At 68.6% G+C, this 15,884-nt stretch carries 20 protein-coding genes; 10 read left to right on the top strand and 10 right to left on the bottom strand.

The genetic code is table 11. The annotated features are described in order from the left end of the window. Positions 1-465: 465 nt before the first annotated feature. The 8 genes from BO226_RS01510 to mrf all read right to left on the bottom strand — a co-directional run bounded on the left by BO226_RS01510 (position 466) and on the right by mrf (position 6,479). Entirely contained in the window at positions 466-675 is a 210-nt protein-coding gene (locus BO226_RS01510) for a hypothetical protein (RefSeq protein WP_006553787.1), read from the bottom strand. A 7-nt stretch (positions 676-682) separates the two neighbouring features. Next, positions 683-1,180 (bottom strand): MogA/MoaB family molybdenum cofactor biosynthesis protein, encoded by a 498-nt coding sequence (locus BO226_RS01505; RefSeq protein ID WP_006553786.1) that lies wholly within the window; start codon positions 1,178-1,180, stop codon positions 683-685. Positions 1,181-1,254: 74 nt separating this feature from the next. After that, positions 1,255-2,469, bottom strand: a complete 1,215-nt coding sequence (locus BO226_RS01500) for a S1C family serine protease (protein ID WP_198040599.1) — start codon at positions 2,467-2,469, stop codon at positions 1,255-1,257. 167 nt (positions 2,470-2,636) lie between these two features. After that, the gene (locus BO226_RS01495; RefSeq protein ID WP_156895328.1) at positions 2,637-4,040 is read right to left on the bottom strand and encodes a HAMP domain-containing sensor histidine kinase; all 1,404 of its coding nucleotides are present in this window, start codon (positions 4,038-4,040) and stop codon (positions 2,637-2,639) included. 8 nt (positions 4,041-4,048) lie between these two features. After that, positions 4,049-4,738, bottom strand: coding sequence for a response regulator transcription factor (locus BO226_RS01490; RefSeq protein ID WP_006553783.1), 690 nt, complete (start codon positions 4,736-4,738; stop codon positions 4,049-4,051). Between the two features lie 69 nt (positions 4,739-4,807). Beyond that, positions 4,808-4,981 (bottom strand): 50S ribosomal protein L32, encoded by a 174-nt coding sequence (gene rpmF, locus BO226_RS01485; RefSeq protein WP_006553782.1) that lies wholly within the window; start codon positions 4,979-4,981, stop codon positions 4,808-4,810. Between the two features lie 32 nt (positions 4,982-5,013). Further along, positions 5,014-5,265: a type B 50S ribosomal protein L31 gene (locus BO226_RS01480; protein WP_006553781.1), complete on the bottom strand. Its 252-nt coding sequence runs from the start codon at positions 5,263-5,265 to the stop codon at positions 5,014-5,016. Further along, positions 5,262-6,479 carry a ribosome hibernation factor-recruiting GTPase MRF gene (gene mrf, locus BO226_RS01475; RefSeq protein WP_033098236.1) on the bottom strand — a complete coding sequence of 406 codons (1,218 nt, stop codon included), beginning with the start codon at positions 6,477-6,479 and terminating at the stop codon, positions 5,262-5,264. The genes BO226_RS01480 and mrf overlap by 4 nt, the downstream gene beginning before the upstream one ends. Before the next feature lie 101 nt (positions 6,480-6,580). Here mrf and rpmB point away from each other — a divergent pair, with 101 nt between their 5' ends. From rpmB to BO226_RS01440, 7 genes are all read left to right on the top strand, one after another. Then, positions 6,581-6,817 carry a 50S ribosomal protein L28 gene (gene rpmB, locus BO226_RS01470; protein WP_033098235.1) on the top strand — a complete coding sequence of 79 codons (237 nt, stop codon included), beginning with the start codon at positions 6,581-6,583 and terminating at the stop codon, positions 6,815-6,817. After that, positions 6,817-6,984 (top strand): 50S ribosomal protein L33, encoded by a 168-nt coding sequence (gene rpmG, locus BO226_RS01465; protein ID WP_006553778.1) that lies wholly within the window; start codon positions 6,817-6,819, stop codon positions 6,982-6,984. The genes rpmB and rpmG overlap by 1 nt, the downstream gene beginning before the upstream one ends. 2 nt (positions 6,985-6,986) lie before the next feature. Beyond that, positions 6,987-7,292 carry a 30S ribosomal protein S14 gene (gene rpsN, locus BO226_RS01460; RefSeq protein ID WP_006553777.1) on the top strand — a complete coding sequence of 102 codons (306 nt, stop codon included), beginning with the start codon at positions 6,987-6,989 and terminating at the stop codon, positions 7,290-7,292. A 10-nt stretch (positions 7,293-7,302) separates the two neighbouring features. Next, positions 7,303-7,560 carry a 30S ribosomal protein S18 gene (rpsR, locus tag BO226_RS01455; protein ID WP_006553776.1) on the top strand — a complete coding sequence of 86 codons (258 nt, stop codon included), beginning with the start codon at positions 7,303-7,305 and terminating at the stop codon, positions 7,558-7,560. A gap of 173 nt (positions 7,561-7,733) precedes the next feature. After that, on the top strand, positions 7,734-8,660 hold the full coding sequence (locus tag BO226_RS01450) for an AEC family transporter (RefSeq protein ID WP_071934485.1): 927 nt from the start codon (positions 7,734-7,736) through the stop codon (positions 8,658-8,660). Positions 8,661-8,692: 32 nt separating this feature from the next. After that, entirely contained in the window at positions 8,693-9,115 is a 423-nt protein-coding gene (locus BO226_RS01445) for a hypothetical protein (protein WP_039958480.1), read from the top strand. Between the two features lie 3 nt (positions 9,116-9,118). After that, complete coding sequence (locus tag BO226_RS01440; protein WP_006553773.1) at positions 9,119-10,291, top strand: MFS transporter; 1,173 nt, start codon at positions 9,119-9,121, stop codon at positions 10,289-10,291. A gap of 27 nt (positions 10,292-10,318) precedes the next feature. Here the strand turns inward: BO226_RS01440 and BO226_RS01435 are convergent, their stop codons facing one another. Next, complete coding sequence (locus BO226_RS01435) at positions 10,319-12,256, bottom strand: vWA domain-containing protein (protein ID WP_071934484.1); 1,938 nt, start codon at positions 12,254-12,256, stop codon at positions 10,319-10,321. Further along, a complete protein-coding gene (locus BO226_RS01430; RefSeq protein ID WP_071936320.1) occupies positions 12,253-13,641 on the bottom strand; it encodes an ATP-binding protein in 1,389 nt (462 codons plus the stop codon). Before BO226_RS01430 ends, BO226_RS01435 begins: the two co-directional genes overlap by 4 nt. Before the next feature lie 72 nt (positions 13,642-13,713). Here BO226_RS01430 and BO226_RS01425 point away from each other — a divergent pair, with 72 nt between their 5' ends. From BO226_RS01425 to BO226_RS01415, 3 genes are all read left to right on the top strand, one after another. Continuing rightward, a complete protein-coding gene (locus BO226_RS01425) occupies positions 13,714-14,343 on the top strand; it encodes a DUF4126 domain-containing protein (protein WP_071934483.1) in 630 nt (209 codons plus the stop codon). 12 nt (positions 14,344-14,355) lie between these two features. After that, on the top strand, positions 14,356-15,321 hold the full coding sequence (locus BO226_RS01420) for an alpha/beta hydrolase (protein WP_039583540.1): 966 nt from the start codon (positions 14,356-14,358) through the stop codon (positions 15,319-15,321). Positions 15,322-15,630: 309 nt separating this feature from the next. Then, positions 15,631-15,873, top strand: a complete 243-nt coding sequence (locus BO226_RS01415; protein ID WP_006553768.1) for a hypothetical protein — start codon at positions 15,631-15,633, stop codon at positions 15,871-15,873. Positions 15,874-15,884: the final 11 nt, after the last annotated feature.

Raw genomic sequence — 15,884 nt, 5'->3', positions numbered from 1 at the left:
CCGTCGGTGTGTCGGTACGTCCATCGTCCGCACGGTTTTGCTTTACCGATTCGTGACCGAGCCCAGGCCGTGAAGCCTGGGCTCGACCGGTTTGAACCTGAGAGGGAGATTAGACCGTGACCATTCCTGGAGCAACGCCTAGCTTTCGTAACGCTCCGGTATAGGCGCGGTGCAGGCCACACGCCCAGCGATTCACCGAAGCGGGCAAATCGGACACTTTTCGGGGTGGAATATGTAACCCGGGATTACACGTACATGACCCGCCCACCGCCACATCGGCGCAGGTAGAAGCCACATATTCAGTGCACCCGGAGTGCAGGACGAAATGCCTTCTGTGACTGGAAACACAGATCCAAAAGATCGCGCGGACCAGATGGAGATGAACGGACCGTTGCGGCGACGTTTCGTTGCGGTCGACAACGGGTTGGAATCCGGTTGAGCGCAACTCGATATCAGTGATACAGATCACCCACCGGAATGGTGCGGAGGCACCTGCCTGCGCAGCCATTCATCCGAGTCGCCACCGCCGGAGTCGTTCTCGCCGCGTTCGTCGCGTGTCGTCTCGGGAAGTACATCCCCGAAGATGCGCGCCAGCCGTGCCCGGTCGATCCGGGCACGGCTCTGCTGCTGCTCGCCGGTCACCTCGTCGTGCGAGGGATCACGGTCGTCGGACACGGCGTCGTCACTCCTCCATCCAGGACAACTCTTCGATGACGTGCGCGGCGAGAGGCAACAACGTCGCCATCCCGTCGCGGATGGCGGGACGCGACGACGCGAGGTTCACCACGAGCGTCGATCCCGAGACTCCCACGAGACCACGGGAGAGGCCGGCGTCGACGGCGCCCGACGCCAGGCCCGACGAACGCAGCGCCTCGGCGATGCCGCGGATCTCATGATCGAGTACGTCCTCGGTCGCGTCGGGAGTCACATCGCGCGGGGTGACACCGGTGCCACCGACGGAGATCACCAGGTCGACGCCGCCGATCACTGCGGTATTGAGTGCATTTCGGATCTCGACCTCGTCGGCAGCGACCGTGACGACACCGTCGACGGCGAAGCCACCTTCGACGAGAAGCTCCGTGACGAGCGGGCCCGCGGAGTCCGGACTGTCGCCGTGGGAGACGCGATCGTCGACGACGACGACGAGTGCGCGGCCTTTTCTGGGAGCTTCGAGTTCCATGAGGTCCACGGTAGTTTGCGGCTCGAAAGCATGCGGCTCTTGTACCGGAATGTGAGCTATGTCCATGTCGTTCCTCATCGTCCGGCCGAATCCGACGCAGTCACCACGTCGACTGTGGTCTCGTTGCCGTCGGGCGTCTTGTAGGTGATCTTCACGGTGTCCCCCGGCGCGCGGGAGCGGATCGCGGCGATGAGCGAGTCGCCGTCGGTCACGACCCGATCGTCGATCCGGACGATGATCGCGTTGTCGGGGATTCCGGCTCGGTCGGCCGGCCCGTCGGGCACGACCTCCACGACGCGCGCACCGTAGGCGTCGTCCCGGGACGGAACCTGGACACCGATGATCGCGTGCGTCGCCTTACCCGTGTCGACGAGTTCCTGCGCGACACGCCGGGCCTGTTCGACGGGGATCGCGAAACCGAGGCCGATCGAACCCGACTGTCCGCCGGCCGTGGCGATCGCGGTGTTGATGCCGACGAGGCGGCCTTCCATGTCGACCAGCGCACCGCCGGAGTTGCCGGGGTTGATCGCCGCGTCGGTCTGGATCGCGTCGATGACCGACGCCTGATTGGCGTTGTCCCCGCTCGTGGACACGGGCCGGTTGAGTGCGGACACGATGCCCGCCGTCACGGTGCTCTGCAGTCCGAGCGGTGATCCGACGGCCACGACCTCCTGGCCTACCGCGAGATTCTCCGAACTACCGAGTTCGATGGGAGTGAGATCGGTGCGCCCTTCGGTCCGGATGACAGCGATGTCCGACACCGCATCCGCACCGACGACCGTCGCCGGCGCGGTGGACCCGTCCGAGAAGAAGACCGTCAGTTGCGCCCCCTGACCTCCACCCGCCACGACGTGGTTGTTGGTGAGGATCAATCCGTCCGACGACAGGACCACGCCCGACCCTTCACCCGCGCCGGTGCGTCCTGCGACCTCGATCCGCACGACGCTCGGCACGACCTTGTCGGCGACGGCCTGCACGCTGCCCTCGGGGGCAGCGGCGACCGACTGGGTATCGGGCTTCGGAGCGTCGAGGGAGTTGACGACCGGTCCGGACGAATCGCGCACCGACCACGCGCCGACCGCGCCACCGATGCCGCCGCTCACCAGCGCGAGCGCGATGGCCCCCACGGCGAGGGCGGAGCGACCCGGCATCCGGCCAAATCCTGCGGTCGGTGGCGGAGGTGCCGACTGCTGGGGTGTCTGCGGGTAGGGGCCGGTGTATCCGCCGGGGCCGTACGGATGGGGTTGCGGTTGCGGTGCTCCCGCGCCGCGGGTGGGGTCCTCACTCATTCGTCACTTCACCTTCGTCCGCCGGGGCCACCGGACGCATACGGGTCGACGTCGGCGTGCGGTGGCCGATGATGCGGGGTGCGTCGAGCACCTCCGCGCTTCTTCGTCCAGCATGGACCGGGCAGCTGAGAGTCGCCTCAGAAGTACCCGCAATTCTGCTGTCGAATTCACTCGATCTCGGTGGGGTGTGTCTCTCCGTCGAGGGCCGGTGTGCCGGGCAGCACGATGCGGATCAGCGCGCCGCCCCGATTCGACCGTTCGACGGCGATCGTCCCGCCGTGCTTCGTGACCATCTGTCGCACGATGGCCAGTCCCAGACCGGATCCCGGCATCGACCGCGCGGTCGTCGCCCGGTAGAACCGTTCGAACACCAGTTCGCGTTCCTCCTCCGGGATCCCCGGGCCGGCGTCGTCGACGGTCAGCTCCATCAGACCGCTGGCGATCTGCCGCATGTTCACGACGACGTCCTCCCCCGCCGGGCTCCACTTGGCCGCATTGTCGAGGACGTTGACCACGGCGCGGGTGAGTCCGGCCTGGTCGCCGAAGACGAACCGCTGCTCGGTGGTGGCCCGGAACTCGATGTCGGTACGCCGTCGACGCGCACGTTCGAGACTGCGGTCCACCACCTCGGCGACGTCGACGACCTCGAAGACCGTCTCCGGCGCATCCTCACGAGCGAGGTCGACGAGATCGCCGACGAGCGTCGACAACTCCTCGATCTGGCCGATGACGTCGGCCCGCAGCTCGGCCATGTCCTCGTCGGGCAGGCTCGGTGCACCGGGACGGCTCGCGGCGATGAGCAGTTCCATGTTGGTGCGCAGCGAGGTCAGGGGTGTCTTCAGTTCGTGGCCGGCGTCGGCGACCAGCCGGCTCTGCCGTTCTCGCGACTCGGCGAGCGCACGCAGCATCATGTTGAAGCTCTCGGTGAGGCGGGCGAGCTCGTCGTGGCCGGTCACCCGGATGGGCCGCAGGTCGTCGGTGCGCGCGACCCGCTCGGCGGCGGCGGTGAGCCGGGCGACGGGACGCAGACCGGTGCGGCCGACGGTCGCGCCGACGGCGGCGGCGAGCACCACCCCGCACCCGCCGACGATGAACAGCACACTCGCCAGGCGGTTGAGGATCTCGACGGTGGGACGCAGTCGCTGCGCGATCACGACCGTGCTGCCGTCGGGCATGCGCTGGGCCAGTACGCGCTGCTGGGCGACGGTGCGCAGCGACGACTCCCGGTCGCCCTCGGCCACCGCCAGTTCGGGTTCGCCGATGGGCACCGACGAGCCCGGCGGCACGTACCTGCCGAGATCCGGGTAGATCAGGGCAACGCTGATGTCGGAGCTGTAGAGCTGGGCCCCACCGATGTAGCGCGGGTCGTAGGTGATGAGGGTGCTCGACTCGACGAGCGCGGCGGCCCGCGCCCGCAACTGGGTGTCGACCTCCGAGTACAACGCCCGCGAGACCACGGCGTAGGCCGCGATGGAGGTGACGGCGACGGCGAGCGCCACTGCGCCGGCCGCGAGAAGCGTGACGCGGATGCGCAGCGGCACCGAGCGGGTCAGGAGAAGAGGTGGTCGCATCAGGTCGCTCACGGCGGGGTCTCGCGCAGCACGTACCCGACGCCGCGCACCGTGTGGATCAGGCGCGGTTCCCCACCGGCCTCGGTCTTGCGTCGCAGATACCCCACGTAGACCTCGAGGGCGTTGCCGGAGGTCGGGAAGTCGTAACCCCACACCTCCTCGAGGATGCGACTGCGCGTGAGGACCCTCCTCGGGTTTGCCATGAGCATCTCCATCAGGGAGAACTCGGTGCGGGTGAGGCTGATCGGCCGGTCGCCGCGAGTGACCTCGCGGGTCGCAGGGTCGAGGCTGAGGTCGGCGAACCGCAGCACCTCGTCGGCGGACGAGTCCGGGTCGGGCGCGGCACGACGCAGCAGCGCCCGCAGTCGCGCGAGCAGTTCCTCGAGCGCGAACGGTTTCGGCAGGTAGTCGTCGGCCCCCGCGTCGAGACCCGCGACCCGCTCCGAGACGGAGTCGCGCGCCGTGAGGACGAGGATCGGCAGGTCGTCGCCGGTGCTGCGGAGCCGGCGGCACACTTCGAGACCGTCGACGCGCGGCATCATGACGTCGAGCACCATCGCATCCGGACGCGACGTCGCGACCTGTTCGAGGGCGTCCTGCCCGTCCGTCGCGAGGTCGACCGTGTATCCGTTGAAGCTCAGTGACCGGCGCAGCGACTCCCGCACTGCACGGTCGTCGTCGACCACCAGAATGCGCATGATCACCATTGTGGCCTGCGCCTACTGAGAGCGCGCTGAGAACCCGCGGTGGCCGGCGGGCCCTACGACTCAGTCGGTCCGCGGGTCGACCTCACCCCTGTGCACGGCCTCGACGAGCCTGCGGGGCACCTTCACGGTCGTTCCGTCGACCGTGATCGGCACGAGATCGGGGACCTTCGCCGTCCACTGCGACCGGCGGTGACGGGTGTTGGAGCGGGACTTCCTGCGTTTGGGGACTGCCATGTGGTTCTCCTTCGATGTCGGGACGTGCGGGATCAGGGTCGGCGCCGGCCGTACTTGCGTTCGAACTTCTCGACGCGACCGGCGGTGTCGAGCAGGCGGGCGGCGCCCGTCCAGAACGGATGCGAGTCGCTTGTGACGTCGACGACGATCAGCGGGTAGGTAAGGCCGTCCGACCAGACGGTCGTGCGTTCGGATGTCGCGGTGGAGCGGGTCAGGAAGGTGGCGCCGGTGTTGGCGTCCTGGAAGACCACGGGGTGGTAGTCGGGATGCAGGCCTGATTTCATCGGTGTCCTTCTCTCTCGTTGTCGCGGCGGTCTGCCGGGAGGTCGTCACAAGGGTCTTCGTGGAATCGGCCGAAGGGGTCGCGCCAGGTCGGCCACAGATCGGGGCGGGCGAACTCGTCGTCTGTCACGACCGCCGCGCGCAGCGTGCGGTCGATGAGTTCCGAGTCGGCGTCGTGGACGAGGACGACGATGCTCGTGTCCCGGTCGCCGTAGCGTTCGTCCCAGCGCAGCGACGCCATCGCGCGGCGTTCCGCCGGGATCTCGCGCTGCTGATCGGGAGTCATCGACGCGAGCCATGGCCCCGCGTGAGCGACCCGCAGTCCTCCACCGGCTGATTCGACGAGCAGCGCATTGTCGGGTTGGGTGGCGACCCACAGTCGCCCGCGGGCGCGCACGACGCCGTCGAGCAGCACGTCGATCGCGTGGTGGAGACGTTCCGGATGGAACGGCCGGTCGGCGGAGAACTCGACGAGGCGGATTCCGCAGTCGTCGTCGAGAGGCGGTTGACCTCGCAGGAGAGGCGAGTGCGCCCCGTCGATCGCCCCCCGACGAGCGGTGGCGGGTATCTCCCGGAGGAGCCGCTCGACGTCCGGTTCCCCCGCCCACGCGATCGGCGCGTCCGGGGCGAGTCGGGTGAGCACCGCGTGCAGGCGCGCCTGCTGCCAGCCGTCCGCTCCGGGGAGCACCACCAGCGCATCGGCGAACTCGACCTGGCCGACGACGACCTGCGCCAGGGTGCGGTCGTCGTCGACACGCTCGTTCAGTTCGTCGTCGCCCGTCGCGTCCTCGAGCCAGGTTGCGGCGTCGAGGCAGGTCACGACGCCGTCCACCCGGACATCGAGGGACGCGGGTCCGTCGACACGACCGACGATCCCGCTCACCACGACATGTTCGACTGCCCAGCACAATGCCTCGGGTTCGAGTTGCGGGTCGAGGTGCAGCACGATCCGGTCGACGCTGCTGTAGTCGCGCATGCGGCGCAGAAGCGGCAGCAGATCCTCGCGCAGTGTGCAGGAGACGCACCCGTGCGCGAGTTCGAGGATCTCGGTGCGTTCATCCTCGACGGTGAGCACGGAGCGGCGGAGTACGCCCTGGTCGAGACCGGACAGGTCATGGTGGACGACCGCGGTGCCCGGACGCAGTAGTGACCGCGCGGCCTGCGCAGTCCGTCCGCGCCATCCGCAGACGATGACGAGCGGCGTCCTGATGTCCACAGCATCCCTTTCGATAACGATTGTCATTAACAATGTCGAAGCGTACAGTTGGCGGCGCACTTTGTCGAAAATGATTGTCGTTACCTACGAAAGGAGCCGACGTGTCGGCCACGTGCCAACTCACCGGGCGGCGACCCGGTTTCGGGAGATCCGTATCGCACTCCCATGTCCGCACCAACCGGCGGTGGAACCCGAACATCCAGCGCAGAACCTATTTCGTACCCTCGCTCGGACGCCGGGTCGCGCTGAACCTGTCCACCAAGGGCATCAAGATCGTCGACCGCGACGGCATCGAGAGCGTTGTCGCACGTCTGCGTGCCCGCGGGGAGAAGTTCTGATGGCAGCACGCAGCGAGATCCGGCCCGTCGTCAAGCTTCGCTCGACCGCCGGGACCGGCTACACCTACGTCACCCGGAAGAACCGCCGGAACGATCCCGACCGTCTCGTCCTGCGCAAGTACGACCCCGTGCTGCGCAGACACGTCGACTTCCGCGAGGAGAAGTAGTCGTGGCGAAGAAATCGAAGATCGCACGCAACGAGCAACGGAAGGCGATCGTGGCCCGGTACGCCGAGCGCCGCGCGGAACTGAAGGAGGTCGTGCGCCGACCGTCGTCCTCGCCCGAAGAGCGCAGCGAAGCCCAGCGGGCACTGCAGCGTCTACCCCGCGACGCCAGTCCGGTACGATTGCGCAATCGAGACGCTGCGGACGGCCGCCCGCGCGGCCACCTGCGAAAGTTCGGGCTCTCACGAGTGCGTGTGCGTGAACTCGCCCACCGCGGGGAACTACCCGGCGTCCACAAGTCGAGCTGGTGAGGAGCGAGATATGGCAGTCAAGCGAGGACCGTCGAAGAAGTCGCGTGCCGTAGAGGGACGCAAGCCCAAGAAGAACCCCCTCTTCGCGGCGAAGATCGAGTACGTCGACTACAAGGACGTCAATCTGCTCCGCACCTTCATCTCCGACCGCGGCAAGATCCGCAGCCGTCGCGTCACGGGCCTGACCCCGCAGCAGCAGCGTCAGGTGGCCGTCGCGGTGAAGAACGCCCGTGAGATGGCCTTGCTCCCCTACGTCAGCAGCAAGTAGGTCGTAGCTTCCGACGCCGCCTCTCCCCATCGGGAGGGGCGGCGTCGTCGTATGTGCACCCGAGACCGGTGTTGTTTTCGAAGATCGGCCGAGAATCACAAACAACACCGGTCTCGACGCTCGCTGCGGTCCGATGGCGGGACGACACTCCGGGGTCCTTAGACTAGGCAACCGTGTCGGGTGTGATCGCGGGGTTCAGTGTCATCTTCGTGATCATCGCCATCGGCTTCACGCTGGGGCGCCTGGGCACCCTCGGGCACGAGGCGCAGACGGTGCTCAGCCGGCTCGTCTTCTTCGTCGCCACCCCCGCGCTGCTGTTCGACGTGCTCGCGACGTCCGACCTGTCGGTGATCTTCTCGCCCAATCTCTACATCGCAGCGGCCACGGCGTTCGCCGTCGCGATCGTGCACTTCGTCGTCGCGAAGCTCTGGCTGCGACGTGCGGTTCCCGAGGCGACCATCGGCGCGCTGTGCGCCGGCTACGTCAACTCCGCGAACCTCGGCATCCCCATTGCGGTCTTCGTGCTCGGCGACGCGTCGTTCGTCGCGCCCCTGTTGTTGTTCCAGATCGTCGTGCTCTCCCCCATCGCGCTGACGATGCTCGACCTGTCGACGATGCGCGCCGGGGTCTCGCTCCTCGACACCCTGCTCGCGCCGTTCAAGAACCCCATCGTCCTGGCCGCCGCGGCCGGACTCGCCATCGCGATCAGCGGGTGGACGCCTCCCGAGGCGTTGCTGCAGCCGTTCCATCTGCTCGGCGGCGCGTCGGTGCCCGGTGCGCTGCTCGCGTTCGGATTGTCGCTGCAGGGCGTCCGGGTGCTCGAGAAGGGGACGAGCCCGCGCCGCGACATCGCGCTCGCCTCGGTGCTCAAGATCTTCGCCCAGCCGGTGCTCGCGTATCTGATGGGGCGTTTCGTGTTCGGCCTCGACGGCCATGCGCTGTTCGCCGTCGTGGTGGTCGCCGCGCTTCCCACCGCGCAGAACGTGTTCGTCTACGCGAGCGCTTACGGTCGCGGCACGGTGCTCGCCCGCGACGCCGCCCTCGTCACCACCCTCGCCTCCATCCCTGCGATCGGCGTGACCGCCGCCCTGCTGGCGTGATGAACACGCGACACGGGAATACCGTGGGAACCATGCGTTCCGTCGTCCGTGCTTGCCGGGGAATCACCGTCCTCGCGATGTGCCTGCTCATCGCGGCCTGCGGATCGAGTTCGGGTACACCGGACGTCCCCGCGCTGCCCGAGGAACCGGTTCCGGCAGGGGCGACGGCGTTCTCGGCGCGACCCGACATCGTCGATGCGCATCCGCTGACGATCCTGTCGTGGTCGCGGGTGAGCGACGACCGGCTCGCCCTGCACTTCGAGACGGGCACCCCCGAGTGCTTCGGCGTCGACGCGACCGTCACCGAAACGGACGACACGGTGACGGTGACGCTCCTCGGCGGCACGCTGCCGGAGATGCAGGACCGCATGTGCATCATGGTCGCCGTCGTCGGCGCCCTCGAGGTCTCCTTGCAGTCGCCGCTCGGCGACCGGGTCGTGACCGCCGGCGCCTGACATATGCCGCATCCTCCGCGTCACTGGCTGCTGTATCTGTGCTTGTCCACGGCCCTGCTGCACGCGGCATTCCAGTCGATCCGTGTCCTGGTCTCCTACCGGATTCTCGCGCTGGGCGGTGACGCGACGACCATCGGTGCCGTCACCGCGCTCTACGCCATCGTTCCGCTGATCGCGGCGGTACGGATGGGACGTGTCGTGGACCGCGGGCACACGACCGCCATTCTGCGTTCGGGCATCGTCGTCACCACGGTCGGTGCCGGGTTGATCGCTCTCAGTTCGGGATTGTTCGTGCTCGCCGCCGGCAACGTCGTGCTCGGTCTCGGACAGTTGCTCGTCACGGTGTCGGGGCAGGCATTCGTGTCGATCCTGTCGCCGCCGGGGCAACTGGATCGCGGGTTCGCCGGTCTCACGCTGGGTGTGTCGGTCGGTCAGGCCGTCGGTGTGCCCGTCGCCGGCGTGATCGCCGCGACCACCGGCGACGGCAACGGCTCCGTCGAGACCACTGGAGCGTTGCTGGTCATGACGGTGTTTTCGCTGCTCTCCCTGCCGCTGGTGCTGGGGCTCCGCGAGCCGCCCGGCTCCGGTCGCACCGCGGAGGACGGCGCGCCGCAGTCGATCCTGTCGATGCTCGCGACGAAGGGCATGAAGCCCGCAATGCTGTCGAGCCTGGTGGTCCTCGCCTCGGTCGACCTGGTCGTGGCCTACCTGCCGTTGCTCGGTGAGCAGTTCGGGTTCGGTGTGCTCCTGGTGTCGATCCTGCTCACCGCCCGCACCATGGCGTCGATCGTCTCGCGTGCTCTGCTGCCGTGGGCGTTGCGCCGGATTCCGCGCAGGTGGCTGCTCGTCTCCGCGACCGCCGGGACCATCGTGCCGGTCGCGCTGCTGCCGCTCGTGCCGAATCCCTGGGTCATCGGCGCGTTGCTCGCCGTGTGCGGAATGTTCTGGGGCGTCGGCCAACCCCTGACGATGACGTGGGTGGTCGAACTCGTCGCACCGGCCGACCGCGCGTCGGCGCTGGCGGTGCGATTGACCGGCAACCGTCTCGGGCAGGTCGCGGTGCCCATGGTGGCCGGCGCGATCGCCGGGGTCGCCGGTGTCGCGTCGATCTTCTGGGTGACCGCCGCCCTGCTGTCCGCCGCCGCGACGACCACGTGGCGGTCGGTGCGCCACTGAGTTCCCGGGGCGCCTCGCGCCGAGTTCCTACGACCGCCGACGGGCCCGCACGTAGTCGGCGACGACCGCCGCCCCGAGACCGTCGACATCGGGCGCGACCACTCGTCCCCCGACGCGACGCGCCAGCACGTCGACGACCCGCGCGAGCCCCGGATCGCTGCCGAGCCGGAAGATCGTGACCTGGGCGCCGAGCCGCGCGATGTGGTCGAGTTCGCGCACCGTCAGCCCCAGCGTGCGTGCGCTCGGCGGGTAGTCGAAGGCCGCGAAGCCGTCCGGTTCGAGGTGAGCGGTGGGTTCACCATCGGTGACGACGAAGACCACCGGCTGCGCGTTGGGATGTCGACGCAAGTGACGACCCGCGAGCATCAGGGCGTGGTGCAGATTGGTGCCCTGCTCGTAGACGCCGTCGAGCCCGGCGAGTTCGGGCGCCGACACCACACGGGCGTGCCGGCCGAACGCGATGAGCTGCAGCGCATCCCCGCGGAAGCGCGTGGACACGAGATGGTCGAGCGCGAGGGCCGTGCGTTTCATCGGCACCCAGCGACCGTCCATGACCATCGAGAACGACGTGTCGACGAGCAGCGCGACCGCCGCCTGCGTCCGCTGCTCGGTCTCGATCACCTCGACGTCCTGCACCGACATCCGCACCGGCAGACCGGGACTGCGCAGGGTCGCGTTGGTGAGGGTCCGTACGACGTCCCACGGTTCGGTGTCGCCGAACTCCCATGCCTTCGACGCGCCGGTCGGTTCGCCGAGCACACCCGCCCGCCGCGACTCGCGTTGCCCGGTGCGCGACGAGATACGGTTGACGACGTCGCGCAGCGCCGCTTCGCCGAGCCGGCGCATGGCCTTGGGCGACAGTCGCCACTGCCCGTCGGCACCGCGGTCGAAGAAGCCCTGTCGCTGCAGTTCTTTCTCGAGCTCGGCGAGGGTGCGTGCATCGGCCGCGGCCTCGGGTCCGAGATGACGGGCGAGCGCGTCGAGGTCGATGTCGTCGAGGGACGCCCCGGCGTACTGCTGCGACAGCTGCTCGGCGAGCTGGTCGAGTTCGGACAACTCCTGCAGCGCCGAGGTGGCCTCGCCGAGACCCATGCCCTGTTCGCCGCGCACCTGCTCGGAGCCGGTCCAGTCCTCGCCGGGACGCGCGGCCCGCAGGTGGCCGTCGAGACGGTCGAGCCGGCTCATCAGATCCGGGGATCCGAACGCCTGCTGTGCGAGAGCGTCGAGTTCGTCGCGCTGCTCGGGGGTGAGGGAGTTGCGCAGCCGCTGCGCCGCCGCGGCCCGCTGTGCGAGGGAGTCGAGCAGTTCCTCGACGTTCTGCGGGTTCTCCGGGAAGAACTCGCCGTGCTGGGCCATGAACTGCTCGAAGTCCTCCTCGGTGTCCTCACCGCGGGAGTGCTTGTCGAGCAGGTCGTTGAGGTCCTCGAGCATCTCCGAGATGCGTTGCCGGTCCTCGTCGGTGGCCCCCTCGAGCGCCTGCTTCATCCCGGAGAAGCGCTGGTCGAGCATCTCCCGGCCGAGCAGGTCGCGGATCTTCTCGTAATCCTGTCGGGCCTGCGCGCTGCGCCAGTCGTAGTCGGCGAGTTCCTGCACGGCCTGCGCCGTCGACGGCGGCAGTTCCTCGATCCGCATCTCGGCGAACCGCGCGTCGTCGTCGAGGGCCCTGGCCAGTTCTTTGCGTTCCTCGAGCACGGCGCGATCGAGAAGCTCGCGCACCTCCTGGAGGGTGCCGTCGAGGTTGGTGCGGTCGAGCAGCTGCCGTCGACGCCGATTCGCCTGCGCGGCAAGCTTGTCGAGGCCACGCATACCGTCGTGACCGCGGCGCAGCAACTCCCGCAGGGCGCGCTTGGGTGAGGCGCCGGCCATGACGTCGTCGCCGATCGCGGCGAGCGCGTCGCGCAGGTCCACCGGCGGGGCGAGCGGATCGCCCCCGGTATACGGACCGTAGCGGGCGGACCTGCTCATCGGGAGTACACCGCCGAGCCGTCGTCGCCGGTCTCCTTGGCGATGCGCCGTGCCAGATACAGACCTTCGAGGGCGAGTTCCACTGCCGCAGCGCGACTTCCGGTGTCGTTGGCACCGAGCCGTTCGGCGACGGCATCGAGCACAGGCAGTTCGGGGAGTTCGTCGAGCAGCACCTTCGCGGTGATCCGCTCACCGGTGACCACCGGCTCGCCCTGCTCGACGGCGGAGACGAGCGGCCCGAGATCGACGCCCGCGAGTCGCGAGCGGGCCGTTTCGGCCGTCGCGCGCCGGAGGAGATGATCGAGGACCTCGAATTCCCTTCCCTCCTCGCCGGATTCGAACTCGACCTTGCCTCGGAGCACCTCCACGACGGTGCCGAGATCGACGGGACGCGCGACCGGATCGTCCTCGCCGAGGACCGCACCGCGATGCAGGGCCGCGGCCGAGACGGTCTCGGCGCCGGCGACGGCGAACCGTGCAGAGACACCCGAACGCTGGTCGACGGACGTCGATTCGCGCAGCAGCCGGGTGAACCGTGCCAGGATCTCGAGCAGATAGTCGGGGACGCGGGCCTGCAGATGCGCCTCCTGCTCGATGACGGCGATCTCGTCCTCGAGTCGCGTCGGGTAGTGCGTGCGGATCTCCGCTCCGAAGCGGTCCTTGAGCGGAGTGATTATGCGGCCGCGATTCGTGTAGTCCTCGGGGTTCGCACTCGCCACGAGCAACACGTCGAGGGGCAGGCGCAACGTGTAACCGCGCACCTGGATGTCGCGTTCCTCCATGACGTTGAGCAGCGACACCTGGATGCGTTCGGCCAGGTCGGGCAGTTCGTTGACGGCGACGATGCCGCGGTGCGCGCGGGGCACGAGACCGAAGTGGATCGTCTCCGGATCACCGAGGCTGCGGCCCTCGGCGACCTTCACGGGGTCGACGTCGCCGACGAGGTCGGCGACCGAAGTGTCGGGCGTCGCGAGCTTCTCGGCGTACCGCTCGCTGCGGTGCCGCCACGCGACGGGCAGGTCGTCGCCGAGTTCGGCGGCCCGGCGGATCGACGCCGGGGTGATGGGCTCGTAGGGATGCTCGCCGAGCTCCGAACCGGCGATGACCGGGGTCCATTCGTCGAGCAGCAGCGGCAGGGTACGTAGCAGGCGGGTCTTGCCCTGACCGCGTTCGCCGAGCAGGACCACGTCGTGACCGGCGATGAGGGCGCGTTCGAGCTGCGGGACGACGGTGTCCTCGAAACCGAGGATGCCGGGCCACGGATCGGTACCGTCGCGCAGCGCAGCGAGCAGGTTGTGCCGGATCTCGTCCTTGACGGACCGTTGCACGTGGCCGGAGGCGCGGAGCTCGCCGACCGTGGAGGGGCGCGGTGTGGGTGACGTCACCTCACCCAAGGTACGACCGAACCGCCGTTTCGGCATCCGCGATCCCGCGACCGGTCCGCCTACACTCGCCGCATGGACACCTGGATCCTGGCGGCCCTGCTCGGGCTGGGGCTCGCGGCCGCCACCGGGCTGCGCACCTTCCTGCCGCTGCTGCTCCTGTCGGCCGCGGTCCACTTCGAACTCTTCGGGGTCGTCCTCAACGAATCGATGCAGTGGCTCGGGTCCACCTCGGCGCTCGTCGCCCTGACGATCGCCACCGCCGTGGAGGTCGTCGCCGACCTCGTGCCGCTCGTGGACAACGCACTGTCCGCCCTCGGCACGGTGACCCGGCCGGTCGCGGGTGCGCTTGCGGCGTGGGCGGCCTTCGCGAGTCTCGATCCCGCGATGGCGGCACTCGCGGGCATCGCCATCGGCGCCCCGACCGCCCTGGCGGTGAGCACGGCGCAGACGGGCACGCGGGTCGCGAGTACCGCGACCACCGCCGGTTTCGGCAACCCGGTGCTGTCGATCGTCGAGAGCGTCGCCTCGTTCGTCACGTCGCTGATCGCGCTGCTCGCTCCCCTGCTCGTCGTCCCGCTGCTGGCGCTGTTCGGATGGCTCGGCGTACGGGGCTACCGTCGGGTACGCCGGGCCCGTTCGTCACGCACGAAACCGACGCCACACCGCGGCGCCCTCGACACGGGCCGGTCCGGCGACTTCTGATAGACACATGACATGTCGGACACCGAGATCACCTTTTCCAGCGGCGACGTGACCCTGCACGGCAGCCTGCGGGTACCCGTCTCCATGAGGGGTCCGGTGCCCGCCGTGCTGCTGCTCGCCGGCAGCGGTCCCACCGACCGCAACGGCGACAGCGCACTGCTCCCCGGATCGATCGGCACCCTGCGGCATCTCGCCGACGTGCTCGAACGCAAGGGATTCGCGAGTCTGCGCTACGACAAGCTCGGCAGCGGTGTGACCGCGCTCGGCCCGTACAGCGTCGAGGACGTCGCCGATCTCGGTTTCTCGACCTTCATCGACGGCGCCGCCGACGCGCTCGCCTTCCTCGGTTCGCAGCGCGGGGTCGACCCGGCGCGGCTCTACGTCGTCGGGCACAGCGAGGGCGCGCTGATCGCGCTGTCGCTCGCCCAGGACAACGACTCGATCGCCGGACTCGGCCTGCTCGAACCGCTCGCCGTGCGCCTGCTCGACCTGCTGACCGCCCAGATCGACGCACAGCTCGACGCCGTCGTCGCCGCGGGACAACTTCCCGTCCAGATCGCCGATGAACTGCGGGTCGCGCTCACCGGCGCGGTCGAGTCGCTCCGCGCCGACGGCACCCTCAGCGACACTCTCCCCGAGCCGCTGCGCAACGCCGGGCTCGTCCCCACCAACGCGAAGGCACTCGCCGAGGAGGACGCGCTCGATCCGCGGATGCTCGCCGCACAGGTCGCCGGCGACCTGCCGGTGCTCACCGCGGTCTCGTCCAAGGACATCCAGGTGCGGGTCGAGGACGTCGACGCGCTCGACGCGGCACTCGTCCACACCCGTCTGACGTCGCTGCGCATGACGCGCACCAACCACGTGCTCAAGGACATCGGCGACCAGCAGTCGACGGGCGCCGACTACGTCGCCGACCTGCCCTTCTCCGACGAGTTCACGTCCGGTTTCGAGGCGTGGCTCGACAAGCTGAGGGGCTGATCGGCCCACCCCCACGCACGGACGACGCGGAAATAACAAATGTCCATTCCGCGTTGTTCGTGTATGGTCATCCGTTAACCAACTGGTTCACATGAGAAAGGTACGGTCCGATGCGATACAAGCACATGTACGTAGCCGGTTGTTCCGTACCGTTTTCTCACTTCTTCTTCCACTTCGCGGCGGAGCGATCCCGAGAATAGAAGTCACACGACGACTCGTTCTCGGGCACTCGGGGCACATACGCCCCGGGTGCCCTTTCTCTATCCCCGACCGCGACCCGTACAAGATCACCTCGACAGGAGAAACACCATGAAACTGAGAATCGAATCCGGCGGCACCGTGTCGACCGAACTGCCCGACGACCTCACCGGTCACGCCATCACCATCGACCTGAGCCGGGTCGGCGGTACCGAGAGCGGCGCCGCCTCCGCGGATCTCATCCGCGAGCTGCTCGACCGCGGCGCTGCCAAGCTCGTCATCTCCGAGGGGCGCGGCAAGCGCACCGTCGAACCCACCGCGCACGACAACGGCACCCACGCGCACGCCGCCTGAGCGACGATGCG

Origin of the sequence: Rhodococcus sp. 2G (assembly GCF_001886355.1) — a bacterium.
In the GTDB taxonomy this organism is placed as follows: Bacteria; Actinomycetota; Actinomycetes; order Mycobacteriales; family Mycobacteriaceae; genus Rhodococcus; species Rhodococcus pyridinivorans.
This window is presented reverse-complemented; position numbering and strand designations above follow the sequence as displayed.